General features: G+C 35.5%; 13 protein-coding genes and 1 tRNA gene. 3 read left to right on the forward strand and 11 right to left on the reverse strand.

Features of this window, described 5'->3' with window-relative positions:
- Positions 1 to 72: 72 nt before the first annotated feature.
- From HXL38_002490 to HXL38_002540, 11 genes are all read right to left on the reverse strand, one after another.
- On the reverse strand, positions 73 to 1,128 hold the full coding sequence (locus HXL38_002490) for a CHAP domain-containing protein (GenBank protein QWB90837.1): 1,056 nt from the start codon (positions 1,126 to 1,128) through the stop codon (positions 73 to 75).
- Positions 1,129 to 1,506: 378 nt separating this feature from the next.
- Positions 1,507 to 2,676 (reverse strand): endolytic transglycosylase MltG, encoded by a 1,170-nt coding sequence (gene mltG, locus HXL38_002495; GenBank protein QWB90838.1) that lies wholly within the window; start codon positions 2,674 to 2,676, stop codon positions 1,507 to 1,509.
- Positions 2,676 to 3,092 carry a Holliday junction resolvase RuvX gene (ruvX, locus tag HXL38_002500; GenBank protein ID QWB90839.1) on the reverse strand — a complete coding sequence of 139 codons (417 nt, stop codon included), beginning with the start codon at positions 3,090 to 3,092 and terminating at the stop codon, positions 2,676 to 2,678. The genes mltG and ruvX overlap by 1 nt, the downstream gene beginning before the upstream one ends.
- Positions 3,089 to 4,699, reverse strand: a complete 1,611-nt coding sequence (locus HXL38_002505; GenBank protein QWB90840.1) for a baseplate J/gp47 family protein — start codon at positions 4,697 to 4,699, stop codon at positions 3,089 to 3,091. The genes ruvX and HXL38_002505 overlap by 4 nt, the downstream gene beginning before the upstream one ends.
- Before the next feature lie 12 nt (positions 4,700 to 4,711).
- Positions 4,712 to 5,971, reverse strand: coding sequence for a rod shape-determining protein (locus HXL38_002510; GenBank protein ID QWB90841.1), 1,260 nt, complete (start codon positions 5,969 to 5,971; stop codon positions 4,712 to 4,714).
- An 80-nt stretch (positions 5,972 to 6,051) separates the two neighbouring features.
- Positions 6,052 to 7,935, reverse strand: coding sequence for an alanine--tRNA ligase (locus HXL38_002515; GenBank protein ID QWB90842.1), 1,884 nt, complete (start codon positions 7,933 to 7,935; stop codon positions 6,052 to 6,054).
- 391 nt (positions 7,936 to 8,326) lie between these two features.
- Entirely contained in the window at positions 8,327 to 9,610 is a 1,284-nt protein-coding gene (locus tag HXL38_002520; protein ID QWB90843.1) for a hypothetical protein, read from the reverse strand.
- Positions 9,611 to 9,620: 10 nt separating this feature from the next.
- Positions 9,621 to 10,388 carry a triose-phosphate isomerase gene (gene tpiA / locus HXL38_002525; GenBank protein QWB90844.1) on the reverse strand — a complete coding sequence of 256 codons (768 nt, stop codon included), beginning with the start codon at positions 10,386 to 10,388 and terminating at the stop codon, positions 9,621 to 9,623.
- Positions 10,389 to 10,429: 41 nt separating this feature from the next.
- On the reverse strand, positions 10,430 to 11,746 hold the full coding sequence (locus HXL38_002530) for a phosphoglycerate kinase (GenBank protein ID QWB90845.1): 1,317 nt from the start codon (positions 11,744 to 11,746) through the stop codon (positions 10,430 to 10,432).
- Between the two features lie 423 nt (positions 11,747 to 12,169).
- Positions 12,170 to 13,996 (reverse strand): translational GTPase TypA, encoded by a 1,827-nt coding sequence (gene typA / locus HXL38_002535; GenBank protein ID QXT26503.1) that lies wholly within the window; start codon positions 13,994 to 13,996, stop codon positions 12,170 to 12,172.
- A gap of 72 nt (positions 13,997 to 14,068) precedes the next feature.
- Positions 14,069 to 14,518: a hypothetical protein gene (locus tag HXL38_002540; GenBank protein QWB90846.1), complete on the reverse strand. Its 450-nt coding sequence runs from the start codon at positions 14,516 to 14,518 to the stop codon at positions 14,069 to 14,071.
- Positions 14,519 to 14,647: 129 nt separating this feature from the next.
- On the opposite strand from HXL38_002540, the gene HXL38_002545 reads away from it, so the two are divergent.
- The 3 genes from HXL38_002545 (at position 14,648) to HXL38_002555 (ending at position 16,995) form a co-directional block, all read left to right on the forward strand.
- Positions 14,648 to 14,724 (forward strand) — tRNA-Val (locus tag HXL38_002545).
- 196 nt (positions 14,725 to 14,920) lie between these two features.
- A complete protein-coding gene (locus HXL38_002550; GenBank protein ID QWB90847.1) occupies positions 14,921 to 15,334 on the forward strand; it encodes a hypothetical protein in 414 nt (137 codons plus the stop codon).
- Positions 15,335 to 15,597: 263 nt separating this feature from the next.
- Positions 15,598 to 16,995, forward strand: a complete 1,398-nt coding sequence (locus HXL38_002555; protein ID QWB90848.1) for a hypothetical protein — start codon at positions 15,598 to 15,600, stop codon at positions 16,993 to 16,995.
- The last annotated feature ends 157 nt before the right edge of the window (positions 16,996 to 17,152 follow it).

Consider the following 17,152-nt stretch of genomic DNA (forward strand, 5'->3'; position numbering starts at 1 on the left):
ATAATAACACAAAAAATATAAAAAATCCAATTTTAAATGAGCGCTCAAAACAGTAACGCTCATTTAAATATTTTAGTGTATATAGTTCGAAACACTACTTGCAGGTACTGTTCGAGTTGTTACAACATTTAGTTTTCCAGCATAATTCATATCTGAAACAGTGATTGTTCCATCAGAATTCACAGATTCAACAATAGCAACATGTCCGTAACCCCAGATGTATGAGTTTGCGTAAGCATTCCACTGAGCAATTGCACCTACAGATGGATTTTGGTCAACTTTATATCCAGCAGCTCTAGCACTAACCGCCCAAGTTGAAGCATTACCCCAGAAACTTCCGATATCTGGACGGCGATTATATGCATACCAAGTACAGTTTCCCCAGGCATAAGCATTTCCAGCTTTGACATTGTAATTAGAAGATAGAGATACTGGCGATACATTCACAGAACTAGAAGATTTTCGAGAATTTGAAGTTGTAGAAGTTGAGAAAACCTTAGATTTAGGATTATAATCTGGTCGCTCTTCTTCAGGCAAGATACCACCAGGAATTACAATCTCAACGCCTTCTTTAGGCTCTTCGCCATCTTTAAGCTTATTATAAGAAATCAATCTCTCTAAATTGGCTTGGTATTTTTCTGCTACAGATTTAATACTATCGCCAGATTTAAATCGATAAACAATTCCATCTACAGGCAGAATCCTTAGTTCTTTATTAGCCTCAACTTTATCACCCTTCAAGCTATTAACCCATTTAATAGTTTGAGCAGTTATGCCATATTTATCAGCAATAGCTTGAATAATCTCTTCTGAAGTTGTAGTGTATTTAATGATTTCACGTTTTTCAGAAGAAACCTCAAGAACTTTAGGCTTTTCAACAGAAGCAGCAGCTTGAGGTGAATCCTGAAGTATCGCAGTAGATGTTGAAAGACTCGCTACAGAAGATGCGATTGCTAAATCAGCAGACTCCGCAAGATTAGCAACAACACCAGACTCCGTAACTTTGTCTGCTACAGAATATTTCTCATTACTATTTTGAGTATTTTCAACAGATTTTGAATTAATTTGATTATTTAGCTCAGTCGATTTTTTAATATCTGGCTGACTACCCCCAAATACAGCAATCATAACCACAATAATAAAAATAGAAGAATAAACAACAGTTGATTTTAAACTTAGTATATTAATTATCTTTAGAAAAGTGGAATCAGAAACTTTATTATTTCTATTCTGTATGATTTCAATCTTAGGAGATTTAACTCCTTGTTTTTGACTACAAATAATTTTTCTCCCGCAAACACATTACTGTGATGCACTACCTTAATAATACCCTTTCTTTTCGAAAATTAGCATAATGTCGACCTTTTTAATTAATATTATAGAGTTAAACGAATGCTATAAAGTATTTTCTGGTAGGTGCCTTAATATAAAAATACACAAAACATCATTTTTATATTAATTTACATATAAAATTCTATCAAATATTAATGAAATTGTCAAGCTTAATTATAAAATCAAGCACTTTTTTGCACAATATTTTTTAATATTATTTTGATGCTCTATATCTGTTCTACCGTAATAAGTCTTATCATCATCTCCACTCAAAAAGAATAAATAATTATGCTCAGCCGGAGAAGCTGTTGCCTTAAGAGTAGACAGCCCCGGTGTTGCAATTGGAGTAGGTGTTAAACCTTTATATTTTCGAAGATTATAAGGGCTATCTAAATTTGGAGTTCTTTCAACTCCTATTTTATCCGCGATATATTGATATGTCACATCTGAGCCAAGCGTCATCCCAGCTTTCATTCTATTATAGAAAACACCTGCAACTTTTTGTTGATCTTCGAAATCGCTCAAGGTTTCTTTTTGAACAATTGAAGAAAGTGTGATTCCTTCATATAAACTCAAACCTTTTTGTTTGAATTTATTCTCAAGGTTTAATTCTTTAATTTTAGCTTCAAAGTCTGCAAAATATCTCCGCAAAATATTTTCAACTCTTGTGCCTTTCTTAAAATTATGAGTTTGTCCATAAAGAAAACCTTCAAGATCCGTATTTTTTGGCTTACCAGAGAAAAGAGTTGGAAATTCTCCAGAATAATCTTTCGAAAAAGCATCATCAATTTCATTTTTCGAATAGCCAGCTTTCAAAAGAGCGTTTTTGGCCATTTTTACCGTTCCACCAGGTAAAAAGGTAATATTGAAACTATCAACAGCTTGGCCTTTATTTAAAATATCCAAAACCTCAGGAATTGTCATGCTTGAAGATAACTGATAACTACCAGCTAAAATATTTCGCTTATTATTCATTCGTGCATAAAAAATAAATGAGTTTTTAGAAATAATTATTTTTTTATCAGCCAATTTCTGAGCAATTAAATCTAAAGATTCGCCCTTGCTAATATTGAAGTTAACTTTTTTAGAATCGTTAGTTTTATAATTTATTGCGCTATTATAGCTTAAGAATAAAATTCCACAAAAAGAAATAAAACAAAACAATAAAACCGTAAAAATAACTAAAATCCTCTTTTGAAAAACTCTTTTTTTATTATTTTTTACATCCAAGATAACAGCAGCTTCTCTTTCACGCTTAGATATTTCCTCAATAGCTCTTTCAGCACGATCTTCTATTAGCTCCCGATCATCTCTATTTACTGGCGGTTTTGTAATTTCATCCATTAAAAATTCTCCTCCAAATAATCTTGTAAAATAATTGAAGCCGCATTCATATCAATATCACCTTTTGAATATGGCTTTCCATAGCTTTTTAGCCTGTCCTCAGCCTGAATACTCGTCAAGCTTTCATCTTGAAAACAAATTTTATCGACTGAATATTCAAAATTTTTTACAAATTCTTTGGTATAAGCAGTTTGCGAAGTCTCTTCACCACTCTGATTTCGTGGCAGCCCAACCACAAGAACGTCGATTTCTTCTTTCGAAATTATCTCAATAATTTGTTTTATTGCAGAATCTATATCATTATTAATTTCAACAGTAGTAAATGGTATTGCTATTTTAATAAAGGAGTCAGCCAAAGCAATACCAATCCTCTTAGTACCAACATCAAGCGCCATTAACTTTAAAGATTTCATCATTTATCAACCGTAAACTTGATATTAATTTTTTTATCATCGTTCGGTACAGTATTTACCCAAAAGAATGAAAACTTCACATCAACATTTTTTACACCCTCTTTTGCTTCAATTAAGCTTCGGACTTCACCAGATTTTTTACCCTTAATTTTATCTTTCAGATTATCTATATCAATAACTGGGCCAATTTTTACATTTGATGAAATTTCTACACTATTACCACTAAATTTCGAAAATGAGACATCTTTCAAGCCATAATCATAAATTTTTTGATTATTTAAATCACCAATTTTATTTTTAGCAAGAGAAGAGATAATTCTTTCAATACTTCTATTCTCAATTGCTAAGATTGAATATAGATAAGTTGCTTTTAGTGTAGCCTTACCGTTTGGAGCCTCTTGATTGACGGCAACGGAAGAAGAAATCTCACCCTCTTTCACAGAGAAACTATCGTTTAATACAGTATAATCTGAGCTGAATTTAGCTTTTAGAGAACTCTTAATAGAATCCATATTTTCTGTATTGATTTTAGCTTTTGCTGCATTTATGTCATTTTGAGAAACAACTTTTAAAGTTTTTTTCGAACCACCTGAAAGCTGACCACCACTTGCCGAAATACCTTTAATTGACGAAACATATTCTTGCGCCGATAGATTACATTGCTCGCCAATAGTCGTCGCCTTAATTTTAACACTTGCTTTTCCATTGGAAATCACACCGCCTTTAATTTTTACTCCTGGAATAGTAACAGATGAGGTTGTAATAAAATTACATTGCCCAGCCGAAAATGCAGAACCTTGCGCCACGGTAATAGGATCACTATCACCACTTTGAGAAAGATTTAAAGTTCCTGAAGCTGCCTCACCCTCTTCACGAGTTCCAGTAGCTTCAAAAGTAATTTCATGATTTTTTTCAATAGTTTCAGTTTTTGAAAGTAACGAATTTTCACTTGTGCTATTAGAAATCGAAGCAACACCTTTTACGTTGGTAGTCGAGGTTTTTGCAGCAATCGTGATATCCGCAAATGGAGCAAAGAATATCGCCCAAATCATAAATACTAAAAATACAGAAAATACCCCACCAATAATGAGAATTTTTTTTCGAAACTTTGAAAAATCTGGAACTTTCAATCCTTTTCTGGATTTATTAGTCTTCTCTTTTTTAAGCTCTGGATTAATCTTGTTAAAATTCTTGTTATCATCAATATCAATTCCTTCAAGAATTTCAGCCTCCTTCTCATCGGAAGTTGGGCCGCTAAATTCCGAAATTGGCAAGCTTTCACCATCAATAACATCATCTCCTTCAACTTCTAAAATATCAATTTCTGGTATCTCTGGCTTACTTTGAAGGGTTTTCGAAACTGGAATTTTTACCGCTGCCGACATAGTCTTTAATGCAGAATTATTAGTAATAAAAACAATTTTCTTATCATTTTTTTGTGCAGCTCGAGAAAGCAAGCGAATATTTACAGCACTCCTAAAAATACCCAAACTTTTTGGCGGGACAATTGCAATAATTCTCTCTTTCGAAGATTTTATTTTATTAACAACATCAGTAATATCATCTTCAACGTCAACATAGATTACATCTTTTTTAACTTTTTCACTCATATCTTACCTCTTTTAAGCTCGTAAAATCCTGTTTAGTTTATCACGAAAACTCTCGCTAGCATTTTCATCAGTACTGTAAGTATCATATCCGACCCGTAAAAGCCCCATTGCTGTAATAAATGTATGGTCGTTAATTTTTCCAGATTCATCAATAACTCCCGAAACTTCAGAAGGCTTAATATGCTTTACTATAGGCTTTTTATTGAACGGTAATTCCTGCCACCAATCATCATCTTCCAATCTTTCAACAAGAGAATTTAAGCTTGAGCCACCACCACATAATAAAATCTTACTTGGCAAATAATCAACATTTTCAAAATCACTTAAAGCTAGTTCAACACCAGAGATCCAAACGTCCAAAGTATTGTCAATTGCATCAATCGCCTGCTTTGCAATGGTAGACTTGAGTTTTTCATTCGAAAGGTTTATCTTTAGTTTTTCAGCGTTCTTGTAAGACAATGAGAGTTCGTTCGCAATTTGATTTGTAAAACTTCGACCACCAATTCCGAACATTTTAGTTCCTTCAACACCACCATCATTCACGACAGCAATATCAGTTGTTCCACCACCAACATCAGCTAAAATTGCAGTAAAATTACTTGAAGAATCTGAACCAACAACACTTCTAGCAACCGCAAAAGGTTCAGCCGCTACCGCAATTAAATCAAGCGCAAGTTCATTCGCAACACGCTCAATAGCACCAATATGAACAGTTGGTGCAAAAGCTGTATAAATTTGAATTGAAACATCTTTCCCCTGAAAACCGATCGGATTTGAAACCTTATAGCCATCGATATGGATCCCAACAATCGCTGAATTAACAAGCTTAATTTCAGCTTCTTGATTTCCCGTCTCAAGAGCAATCTCTCTTTGAGCTTTAAGCTGAGCTCTTTCTTGAATTTTATCAATAATAAATTCCATTTCAGCTTCATCAAGAGGGCGATTTGGCTGCGGACGACGATATTTAATTGTATTTGTCGCCCCTTTAACCAACTCGCCAGCAATTCCGATTACTGCTTTTTTGGCTTGAATCTCCGCTTGGTCTTCGGCCTCAATCAAAGCATTCTCACAATTTTGAACAACACTAGCAATATCAGCAATCGCACCCGAATGCATATCCGCCACATTCTGCCGTGCACGCCCAACACCAATAACACGAATTTCATCACCATCAATTTCAGCTACAAGAGCCTTCACGAATTCAGTTCCAATATCAAGGGCAACGATATGATTATCGCTTAAATCTTCTTTTTGTTTATTATTGAATAACATACTAACACTATTATAAACCGTTTAAGGTTTTTTTGCAAATTTTCGAAAGAAAAATCAGCCTTTCGGCTGATTAATCTATTTTATCTTAAAACTGCTTTGATTCTTCGTACACCAGCACTTGAAGATTGCTCTTTAACAATCTTGAATTTCTTACCACCCTCGGCAAGTTCTCGTGTATTGTCAACATGAGGCCCACCACAAATTTCAACACTAAATGGCGTTTCACCTTCGGCTTTCATCGTATAGACTTTAACAGTCTCACCGTATTTATCACCAAACACACCAATCGCTTTTAGCTTATTTAAGGCGTAATCTGTTGGATATTCCGCCCAAGAAACTTCCAGTCCTTTCGAAATTTGATCATTAACCGTATCTTCAATCTGCTGTTTTTCTTCATCAGTTAGTTTTCGATCAAAAGTAAAATCAAAACGGAGCCGCTCAGCATTAATATTTGAGCCTTTTTGCGCAATTTGTCCCTTAAACATATTATGGAGTGCCGCATTCATCAAGTGAGTAGCTGTATGAAGCTTGCGGTGTTCAAGGGTTTGCCCTTCAAGCCCGCCTTTAAACTTACCTTTTGAAGCCGTCTGCGAGCGTTCACGTTGCTCTTTCATTTTAATGTCAAATTCCTCACGCCAGTTTTTCGAAAGTGATATTTTGTGTCGGACAGCTTCTTCAGTTGAAAGCTCAAGCGGAAAACCAAAAGTATCATAAAGCTGGAATAATCCTGCACCCGTTAAACCCTCTTTTGAGAATTTTTCAAGCTCTCGCAAACCCTTTCGAAGCGTTCGACGGAAAGCTTTCTCTTCTTTCACCATAACTGCAATAATTTCATTAGATTTTAAAGCAACTTCCTTATAGTCTGGTGCATAGATATCGACAATTACTGGCACAATCTGTTCAACAAAATTATCTTCTACGCCCAAATCAAAAGCCTTAGCCATCGCGCGACGAATAAATTTTCGCATCACATAGCCTTGCTCTTTATTTGAAGGAATACATCCATCAACTGCCAAAAATGTTGCACTTCGCAAGTGGTCGGCAATCACGCGCATCGAAACCTTATTCTCATCGTATTTTTTACCACTAATTTCTTCAAGTTTTTCGATAATTGGTTTCATCAAGCTAATTTGAAATACATCTGGATTGTTAATTTTCGCCGCAGCAATCCTTTCTAAACCACCACCAAAATCAACGTTTTTCTTTTCAAGTGGTTCGAAAGAACCATCTTCCGTTCGTCGATATTGCATAAAAACCTGATTGCCGATTTCCATAAACCGACCGCTGTCGCTCGCTGGATGAGCCTCACCGAAACTAACATCATGATTTTCTTCACCGAAATCATAAAAAACTTCTGAATCCGGCCCACAAGGATCACCAATTGGTGTTGAATCCAAACCACCACCACGGCTCCACCAGTTTTCTTTATCGTTATAAAAGAAAATTCGTCCGCCTTGAAGCCCGAGCCTATCACCGTTTTCGGCCGTGTCAAGCTCAACAATTTTTGCATCAATACCTTTTTCAGCAAAAACCTTTTGCCAAATCTCTGCTGATTCGTCATCACGTGGAATATTGTATTTTTCGTTACCAATAAAACAAGAAACGTATATTTTCGAAGGGTCAAGACCCACTACATCTGTTAAGAATTCAAAAAATTGCCGAATTTGCTGCTCTTTAAAATAATCACCAAGAGACCAATTTCCAAGCATTTCGAAAAAAGTTGTATGGCGGTTATCGCCAACATCATCAATATCTTGCGCCCGTAAGCAGGTCTGGCTATCTGTTAATCGCACACCCTTTGGATGTTTTTCACCCAAAAGATACGGTAAGAGCGGTTGCATTCCACTCCCCGTGAAAAGAGTTGTTGGGTCATCTTTTAAAATTAAAGAAGCGCGTTCGATTACTTCATGGCCATTTTTTTGACAGAATTCTAAATAAGCTTTTCGGATTTCTTGTGCATTCATATTCTTTCATTTTACCAAATTTTAGCGTTTTTAGCAAATTGTTAATTTTTGCAATTATATTTTATATAATTTAAATATTCTATTATACTTTGAAGGCACATTATGAGTGGAATAAGAGCTTCTCGCTCATTTATAGTTTGTTTTTTACTTTCAGTTTTTATAATCATTTATATCGGTATACTTATATTCGCCATTTCGAATAATGAGTCCAACAACAATCAGACCAATGATCCAAAAAATGAACAAAGAATTGAAAAATTAGAATAAAACTACTATATCTAGACTTAATTATTTTCGAAAGTCAGTACATACTGACTTTTTGTTTTTTATAATAAATAAAACCACTCTTCAATTTTAGAAAAGTGGTTTAATATCTTAAGACTACAAAATTCTATTGAAATGCCACCAGATACGCTACTAATCCAGCACCAGCACCAAGCATTAGAATTGCAATTATAGCTAGCACAACACCCCAGCCAGATTTCTTTTTATGCTTAATAGGTGCAGAATATTCATCGCTCGAAAGAATCGGTGCTGACATTTTTGCTCGCCGAAGTTCCTTTGTAATCGTTGCAGATTTTTGCTCGTAGTTAGAAACCGGCTTTTTAAATTCGAAACCTTTAGCCTGATTTTGATTTGTACCTAAAGGTCTTTTTTCAATTTGTGGATTCTGTACGAAAGGTGTTTTTGGCTTTTCAATTTCATCAACAGGCTGAATTATCACCTTTTCCGAAGCTTCATTTTGTTTTGAATTTTCTTCAATTCTTTCATCAACCTCAAAAATATCTATTCTTTTATTATTTTCTTTGATTTGCTCTGATTGATTTTTCAGCCCAGTCTTAACTTCAATCTTTGAAGCTTCGGTTTCAGCTTTGTCATCTATATCCTTTTTAATTTCATCATAATTATCAAGAGTAATCGTATTACCACTGGCTTTTAAGCTTGAAATTTCTGGCATAACTTTTTCTGGCTCATTTTCAAGATTTAGATTTTCAAAATTTGAACTAGAAACTTTTCGCTCTGGAATTTCAACCGTATGTTCGCCATGGAAAACTCGAAGTTTATTGCTATCATCACCAATCCGATAGACACCAGCATAAAACTCCGCCCGACTTGGCGTGGTGGTTTTTTGCTCCGCAATATTAATTTCATTTTTTTGAGATTGAACTTCGGTTTCTTTTTTTACTTGAGCTTTTTCATTTTTTGAAACAACTTTTTTTCGAATCGGTGAATTTTCAAGCTTTTTGATATTTCGAATTGGTTTTTCACCGCCATATGTTTCTAAAATTGGGCTTTCGAAAGCAATTTTCTCTTCTCTTGCCAAAAGTGAAACACCAAAATTGTCGCGGTGATGTTCTGGTGGAACGGGCGCACTAAAATCATCCAAAATTCGAACTCTTGGTTTTTTATAAACAGATTTTTTCTCATTTTTTGGTTTTTCAGCGACCTTTTCAATATTTCGAATTTGTGCTTTTTCGTTATTTTGATGCAATTGGTTTGCCGGCTGCGGAGCTTTTCGTGCAAAAACCATTTTTTGTTGCTCACGAGAATGCTCAATCTGGCTTTCGATTTTCGAAAAAACCTCATTATTTTTCTCTTTTGAATTTGGCACAACACCATTTTCAAGATAGCTTCCAACTGCTTTATCTAATTCTTCAAAATCTATATCTCGCATATTTTTCCTTTTACTTTTTTATTGTTTCAAAAACTTTTTCTGCAATTTTAGCAAATTTTTCAACGCTCAAGCTTGCTCCGCCAATTAGCAAACCATCTATTCCTTTAATATTTGCATAATCCGTTGCGAATTCTGGCTGTACACTTCCACCATAAACTACTTGAATATTCTCAGCAGTTTTTGCGCCATAAAGTTGTTTTATTTGATTTCGAATAACTTTTACCGCTTTTCGAATATCATCAGGGTTAGCATTCACGCCAGTTCCGATCGCCCAAACCGGTTCATATGCAATAATCACTTTCGTAATATCTTCACTCGATACATTTGCAAGCCCGCCAATTAGCTGATCATTCAGAACTAAATCAGTTTCATTATGATTTCGCTCATCAGATGTTTCACCAATACACAAAATTGGTCGAATATCGTTTCGAATCGCTGCAGCAACTTTTGCACGTATATCTTTATCTGTTTCGTGAAAAATATTTCGCCTTTCAGAATGGCCAACTAACGCATATTGGACAATTCCGCGGAGCTGTGAAATTGCTATTTCGCCAGTAAAAGCTCCGTGATCTCGCCAATAAAAATTCTGTGCTGCTAACTTAAATTGCCTATGATTAACTTGCAAACTCAAAGATTGCAGAGTGAAAGTTGATGGCGCGAGAATAATTTCCATTCCACGATGAGCTTGAATTTTATCACTCAATTTATGCAAAAAAATACTCGATTCCTGCATATTTAAGTTCATTTTCCAGTTGGCGATAACAAGTTTTTTATCCATAATACTTTTATTTTATCATTTTATTTTATTTTTGTAAATTCTTATGCTTTATTTTCTAGAACTTCAAATCCTGGTAAAATTTCGCCACTCATCAATTCAAGAGCTGCACCACCACCAGTTGAAATTAATGAAAAATCTGCATTTTCCGCATTTTGACTCGACCAATCCAAAACAAAAGCTGAAGTGTCACCACCGCCAACTATTGATTTTGCACCATTTTTTGTAGATTTCGAAATTGCAGAACAAGTTCGAGAAGAGCCTTTTGCAAAATTCTCAAATTCAGCATAACCAATTGTTCCATTCCAAACTATCATTTTTGCATTTAAAATTTCATTTTCAATTCTCTGAATCGATTTTTCCCCTAAATCAAGGATGATCTCGTTTTCTAAAACCGCCGTAACAGGCTTTTCGATTCTCTCAGCATTTTTCGAAAACTCACTCGCCACAGCAACATCTTCTGGCAAAATTATGAAACTTCGCAAACCATTAAACCCAACTTTTCGCTCCGCAAGTTTAAAAATCTGTTCAATAATCTCATTTTGGCCATCTTCAATTCGACTTTTTCCAACTTCAACATTTAAATATTTTAAAAAAGTATTAGCCATAGCTCCAGCTACGATAATTTTATCGGCTCGCTCAATAAATTTCTCAATTAATGGTAATTTGTCAGACATTTTCGCACCACCCATTACCGCCACAAATGGTCTTTCGGGATTCTTAAAAGCTTGCAAGATTGTCGAGTATTCTTTTTCAAGTAACAAACCAGCTATGCTTGGCATTTTTTTAGCAATTTCACTAGTTGAAGTATGCCCACGATGAATAACGCCAAAACCATCTTGCACAAATAAGTCCGCACCAGTAACCTGCGCTAACGCTTCCGCAAATTCTGGTAAATTATTTTTTTCAGCCTTTGAAAAACGCAAATTCTCTAACATTTCAATCTTATAGTTATCATCCGCATCTTTCATTGAAACCGAGTATCGTGTTCGCGGAAAGATTGGCGTAGTGTGAAAATTCATAGGAAAATTCAAGCCTTCAGCTCGTAGAAGCTCGCGCAAATTATTAAAAACTGGTCGCAAAGAATATTTTCGAGTTCCATTAGGCAAATGTTCAAGTTCATCTAAATCGGCAATCCCTTCAACCGATTTTGGTCGCCCCATATGCGAAATAATAATTATTTTTTTAGCCCCTCGTTCAATCAGATTTTTTATTGTTGGTAAACTCGCCCGAATTCGATAATTATTCAAAATTTTCGCTGAGCCACTTTCTAAGTATTCAATAGGTACGTTATAATCTGCACGAAGTAAAATTACTTTTCCTTGCACATCAACGTCATTTATAGTTTTTTTATTAAACATTTTGTTCCTTTTTATTTTGAAAATATTTTACACAATTTTAACATAAACTCATTAATTATTCAACTATTTTATTTCATAGGCTATATATTTTATATTACCAAAAAAATAGCAAAACTCCGCTCCAGTCATATCTAATTCTATAAAATATGTTACACCAATTTTAATAATAATCTATTGACATATAAATAATTTTGTGCTATAATGATAACATAATCATCCAAAAAATAAAAAGTATCAAAATAAAAAATGATTATAGAAAGGAAACATTTTGTTTAAAGTTATTCGAGTAAACCAATCCGAAGAATCTTATTCGGTGAACGTTCGAACAAGTCGCAAAAAATAATTAAGACTTTCAAAAATCTAAAAAATCGCCCGCTGTCCTTGGGGCGATTTTTAAATATTTTAATAAATTGTCAAGTGTTATTATTTAGTAGATTTCGCCATTCGTTTGCGTTCATTTGAGTCGAGATAGCGCTTTCGAAGACGCAAATTCTGTGGCGTAACTTCAAGAAGTTCATCATCTTCAATAAAATCAATGCACTGTTCAAGACTTAAATCCGTAAATGGTGTTAACTGAACCGCACCATCAGAAGATTTTGAGCGCATATTTGTTAGATGTTTTTCTTTCACAACATTAATTTCAAGGTCTTCTTGGCGGTTATTTAGCCCCACTATCATTCCGGCATAGACTTCAGTTCCTGGGCCGATAAATAATTCACCACGGCTCTCCGCACTTTGAAGTGCATAAGGTGTTGATACTCCTTTTTCGAAAGCAATCAATACGCCATTTCGGCTTGAAGGAATTTTAGCTCCCATCTCTTGATAACCGTGCGGTAAACTATTCATAATGATAGTACCTTTTGTAGCGGTTAGCATTAGATTTCGAAGACCAATCATTGCACGTGTTGTAATAATATAAGTTAAGCGAGTAGCTCCTGTTGGTAGGCTTTCTTGAGCACGCATTTCCGCTCGGCGAGTTCCCATCTCTTGGCTCACCGCACCGACAAATTCCGGCGCAACTTCAATAATTAATTCTTCAACTGGCTCTTTTTCGATACCGTCTTCCTGAATTGTAACCACTTGTGGGCGACCAACTTCAAACTCAAAGCCCTCGCGGCGCAAGGTTTCAATCAAAACAGAAAGGTGAAGTTCACCACGACCTGAAATAATAAAACCAATTCCACTTTCTTCAACTTGTAGCGAAACATTTGTTTCGAGCTCTTTCTTTAGTCGATCGCCAATTTGACGTGAAGTTGTAAACTCACCTTCACGACCTTTCATTGGGCTAGTGTTTGGGCCAAGATACATCGAAAGAGTTGGTTTTTCAACCTCAATTGTCGGCAAAGCTTCAGGATTATTTGCATCAGCCAAAGTTTCACCAATCTCAGCTTCAGAGACACCTGTAATTGCAACAATGTCACCCGCAAAAGCCTCTGTAATTTCTTCACGATGAAGCCCTCGATACGCAAAAAGCTTATCGATTTTTGACTTTTTAACAGTTCCATCACGCTTAATTAAAGCAATTTGTTCTCCGGCTTTAACTTTTCCGCGAGAAATTCGCCCAATCGCATATTTTCCTAAGAAATTATCGTAAGTCAAAGAAGTCACAAGTAACTGGAAATCACCTTCAAGTTCAACTTTTGGTGCAGGAATTTCATTAATAATTGCTTCAAAAATAGGTTCGAAATTTGCTTCAGCTTCTGGATTCTCTGGAACCTCAGGCCAAGCCTTACCATCGCGACCAATCGCATAGTATGTCGGATATAGAAGCTGATCATCATTTGTTGCTAATTCTAAGAATAAATCTGAAACTTCGTCGTTCACTTCTGTAATTCTGCGAGCCGGCTTATCAATTTTATTCACTACCACAATCGGCTTCAACCCAAGTTCAAGCGCTTTCGAAAGAACGAATTTAGTTTGCGGCATTGGACCCTCTTGAGCATCTACCACCAAAATCACGCCATCCGCCATATTTAGCGTGCGTTCAACCTCGCCAGAAAAATCGGCGTGTCCCGGAGTATCAATAATGTTAATTTTGTAATCGCCATGATAAATTGATGTCTGCTTTGCGGTAATCGTAATTCCGCGTTCTGATTCTTGATCTCCTGAGTCCATCAAAAGAGTTTGACTCATTTCAGCCTGATTTTCACGAAAAGTATTACTCTGTTTTAAAAGACCGTCCACTAAAGTTGTTTTTCCGTGGTCAACGTGAGCAATAATCGCTACATTTCGAATATTTTCTGATTTCATATTTTCTCTCTATTAAAAATTATTATAAAACTTTAAATATTCTACCACTTTTTTCGCTAAAAATCAACCAAACTATTTAGAGAAATTACGCCACCAAAGAATTTTATTTGTAACATTAAATAGCCAACGCACTCGCCGATTATAATTTAAAATTATCAAATGCGTGTGCTGATGCTTAACAGTTTTTCGAACGTTTTGCGCTGCACGAGCGTAAATTGAAAAACCCCGAGCTTCGTATTTTGACAAAATTTCAAAATATTCTTCCTTTTCTGCTGGCGAAAAATTACTAATTGTATCTGTAAATTTCTTTGGAATTAGAAGTAAATGTTTTTCAACTTCGAACCCATCCCAAATTTGATACGGAAACAAGTTTTCAACCAGTACAAAATGTTCAAATTTTTCTATAACCAAATTATCGCGTATTGCTCTGTTGTAAAAATTATAATCTTCGCCCTCATGTTTTTTATTTTTTGCATATTTTTCATATTTTTTACCAATCCCGTTAGGTTTTCTTGTGTCCATTCTTTTTTATTTTACCTTTCGATTATGCACATTTATCTAAATAATCTTAACATAACTTTAATATTTTTTCAAAAAAATGAAAAAAGTTGTTGACTTTACAAAAAGAGTCTGCTAAAATGGTAATTGTTCGGGTGATTAGCTCAGTTGGCTAGAGCATCTCGTTTACACCGAGAGGGTCTGGGGTTCGAGTCCCTAATCACCCACCAATTGAAATTATATCAAAAAGCTTCAATTCTGGAGCTTTTTTCTTTTTTTCGAAAGCTTTACTCATTGACTTTTTAAGCTTTTTATGTTATTATATAAGTATTCTAGTACCTTTCACATACTGGAAAATTCAGAAGAAAGTGAGGGGTTGAAAAAATGATCAACCTTCTTGTAAATTTTATTTTATTTGTTTTGCGTATGTTTAACGCTGCTACTTTTGGCCTTATCGACAATCTAGCAACAGTTTACTCAATCTTAGTTTTTTCAACTTTTTTTGTTATTTTAAAACTTGATTCAGCAATACAGATTTGTGATTTTTGGCGAAAATCAGGGAAATTTATCAAAGTATTATTGCTTCTCGGAGTTCTCCTTAACTCATTACCTCAATGGTATTTATGGCTTATCGGAATGATTCTAATTATTCTAGCCTATTTTATTAAGCCAAAAGAGGGTAAAAAATCTTCCCTATTTTCGAAGATTAAAGCTGTTGTGGTTGAAGAATATCAAGAAAGTGATTTCAAAGAGAAGACTTCAAGCACAATTCAAAAAGTAAAAAAAGTTTCGAAAAATAAATCAGGAACAAAACCTATGAAAGAGCTACCTCCAATATAGCTCTATAATCGCCTTAAAATAAGGCGATTTTTCTTTATTTTTTCGAAAAAAATAAAGCGCTTGCGTTTATTTAATATATATTATATGCTTATTGACTTTTTTATACTTTTGTGCTATAATTCTAGCAGTTGACATATCATAATCAGCAGATCTGTCAATGAAGCTTAAAAATCGGGTTATTATGAGGTATGAATCGTGTACCTCAGTGTTCCTTATTATTTTGGCCAAAATAATAAAATCTAAAGGAAGGAAGGTGGATAATAATGAACACTACTAACAATAAAATCAAAGAGCTGCTGGGAGAAATTAAAAGTCTCATAGGAGATAGTCAAAAGTCGATGGAATGGTTTGACAGAGTTCAAGCTAAAGCCTCCTCTTTTAAAACTCATCAAGAAGAACTAGAATATCTTGAAGATATTCTAGATAAGTTGAAAAAAAATGATGGTGAAGCTGCTAATGAAGCTACAAAATCAAATACGTGGCCAGCAATAGCTCTAGGGGTCGCGCTGTTTATACTTGTAGTTGGCGGAGCGGCGTTATACTTTTTGTTTTTAGCACCAAAGAGTGCTAACACTCCAAGCAGTAGCACAACTGCTGCTTCTTCTACAATTTCATCTGTGAATCTTCCGAAGGAAGATTTCCAGATCTTTGACTATAAGGTCGACGGCGATACTGTAGTTTACGACAGTCAAATTGCAAATACGCAACACAAAGTATTTGCAAATGGCTCAGCTGAGAACACTCTTTCAGCAAACGCTGAGAGCGCGGTTAACGAAATGGTTCAGTACATGAGTCACAATGCAACTGCATTGAAAGAGAAAGCCATGACTTTTGGTATTGTCGATGCAAAAGCCGACGTCAAAGACTGGCTAGAAAAGGGTAAAGACGGAAGGGTTCGTTACAATAACAAGGGTAAGGACGTTTTCTATCAAACGAAAGCGTTCCTTTCTAGAAGTCAAACTTCTTCCAAGAGAATGGAAGAAGGCTCAAACTACTACACTACCGGAGTCAATGACAAAGGTGATGTAGTAGTGAGTAAAAATTCTCAGAATTTATCAGGACAAGAATATGTTGAAGTCTCAAGTCCAAAAGACTCAACTGAAAAGTATTCTTACCGTGTACTCATTTACTGCGGTAATACTGTTCTGAAAAACAAGGTTCCTGGGATTCCGACAGAAAAAATCGAGATTCCTCCTACAAAACCAGGAAAACCTGACAAGCCAAGCGAAAGCAAGGTTGAGAAAAAAGACCCTAGCAAAGACCCAGCTAATCAGGGCAAAGCCCCTGTTGGCGGAGGTCAAAACGATGGATCAAATGGTTCAGAAACTCCAAAAGCGAGTCTTCCTGAGAAATATGTAGCGCCTAAAGCTCCATCTTCACAAAGTTCTTCTTCAAGCTCAGCCACTACTCCAGCACAAGATGCTCGTATTAGCGAGCCATCTCAATGGTCTGGCGCTGGCAAGATAACAGATTCTAATGGCACTACAACAGTGACCAATGATGGGTCTGTGACCACCCCTGACGGTCGGAACTATAGCGGATTAACAAATCCAAGCTCAGTTCCACCAGTAGAGTCTGGAGCAAATGGGACTACAGCCCCATCAAGCTCTGCTAATTTTGCAGGCAATGGCTCAATGAGCGAGCCTGCAATTGATGACTAACGACTAGCTTTGATTTTAACGATTGCACTTTGTCTTTCGAGACTCACGCTGGGCGGTTTTCCGCCGCCTGGCTTTACATTGATACTTCTTAATAACCCGATTTTAAGTTTTAACAATTCGGCTAAAGCGAAGAAAACAAAATATTGACAAACAGAAT

This window comes from Candidatus Saccharimonas sp. (assembly GCA_015256915.3).
Taxonomy (GTDB): Bacteria; Patescibacteriota; Saccharimonadia; order Saccharimonadales; family Saccharimonadaceae; genus Nanogingivalis.

Bases quoted from the DNA above. Each gene is read 5' to 3' on its own strand.
- HXL38_002550 (QWB90847.1), top strand. From the start codon at position 14,921: ATGTTTAACGCTGCTACTTTTGGCCTTATCGACAATCTAGCAACAGTT.
- HXL38_002520 (QWB90843.1), bottom strand. From the start codon at position 9,610: ATGCGAGATATAGATTTTGAAGAATTAGATAAAGCAGTTGGAAGCTAT.
- HXL38_002555 (QWB90848.1), top strand. From the start codon at position 15,598: ATGAACACTACTAACAATAAAATCAAAGAGCTGCTGGGAGAAATTAAA.
- tpiA (QWB90844.1), bottom strand. From the start codon at position 10,388: ATGGATAAAAAACTTGTTATCGCCAACTGGAAAATGAACTTAAATATG.
- HXL38_002540 (QWB90846.1), bottom strand. From the start codon at position 14,518: ATGGACACAAGAAAACCTAACGGGATTGGTAAAAAATATGAAAAATAT.
- HXL38_002530 (QWB90845.1), bottom strand. From the start codon at position 11,746: ATGTTTAATAAAAAAACTATAAATGACGTTGATGTGCAAGGAAAAGTA.
- HXL38_002490 (QWB90837.1), bottom strand. From the start codon at position 1,128: ATGATTGCTGTATTTGGGGGTAGTCAGCCAGATATTAAAAAATCGACT.
- mltG (QWB90838.1), bottom strand. From the start codon at position 2,676: ATGGATGAAATTACAAAACCGCCAGTAAATAGAGATGATCGGGAGCTA.
- typA (QXT26503.1), bottom strand. From the start codon at position 13,996: ATGAAATCAGAAAATATTCGAAATGTAGCGATTATTGCTCACGTTGAC.
- HXL38_002515 (QWB90842.1), bottom strand. From the start codon at position 7,935: ATGAATGCACAAGAAATCCGAAAAGCTTATTTAGAATTCTGTCAAAAA.
- HXL38_002510 (QWB90841.1), bottom strand. From the start codon at position 5,971: ATGTTATTCAATAATAAACAAAAAGAAGATTTAAGCGATAATCATATC.
- HXL38_002505 (QWB90840.1), bottom strand. From the start codon at position 4,699: ATGAGTGAAAAAGTTAAAAAAGATGTAATCTATGTTGACGTTGAAGAT.
- ruvX (QWB90839.1), bottom strand. From the start codon at position 3,092: ATGATGAAATCTTTAAAGTTAATGGCGCTTGATGTTGGTACTAAGAGG.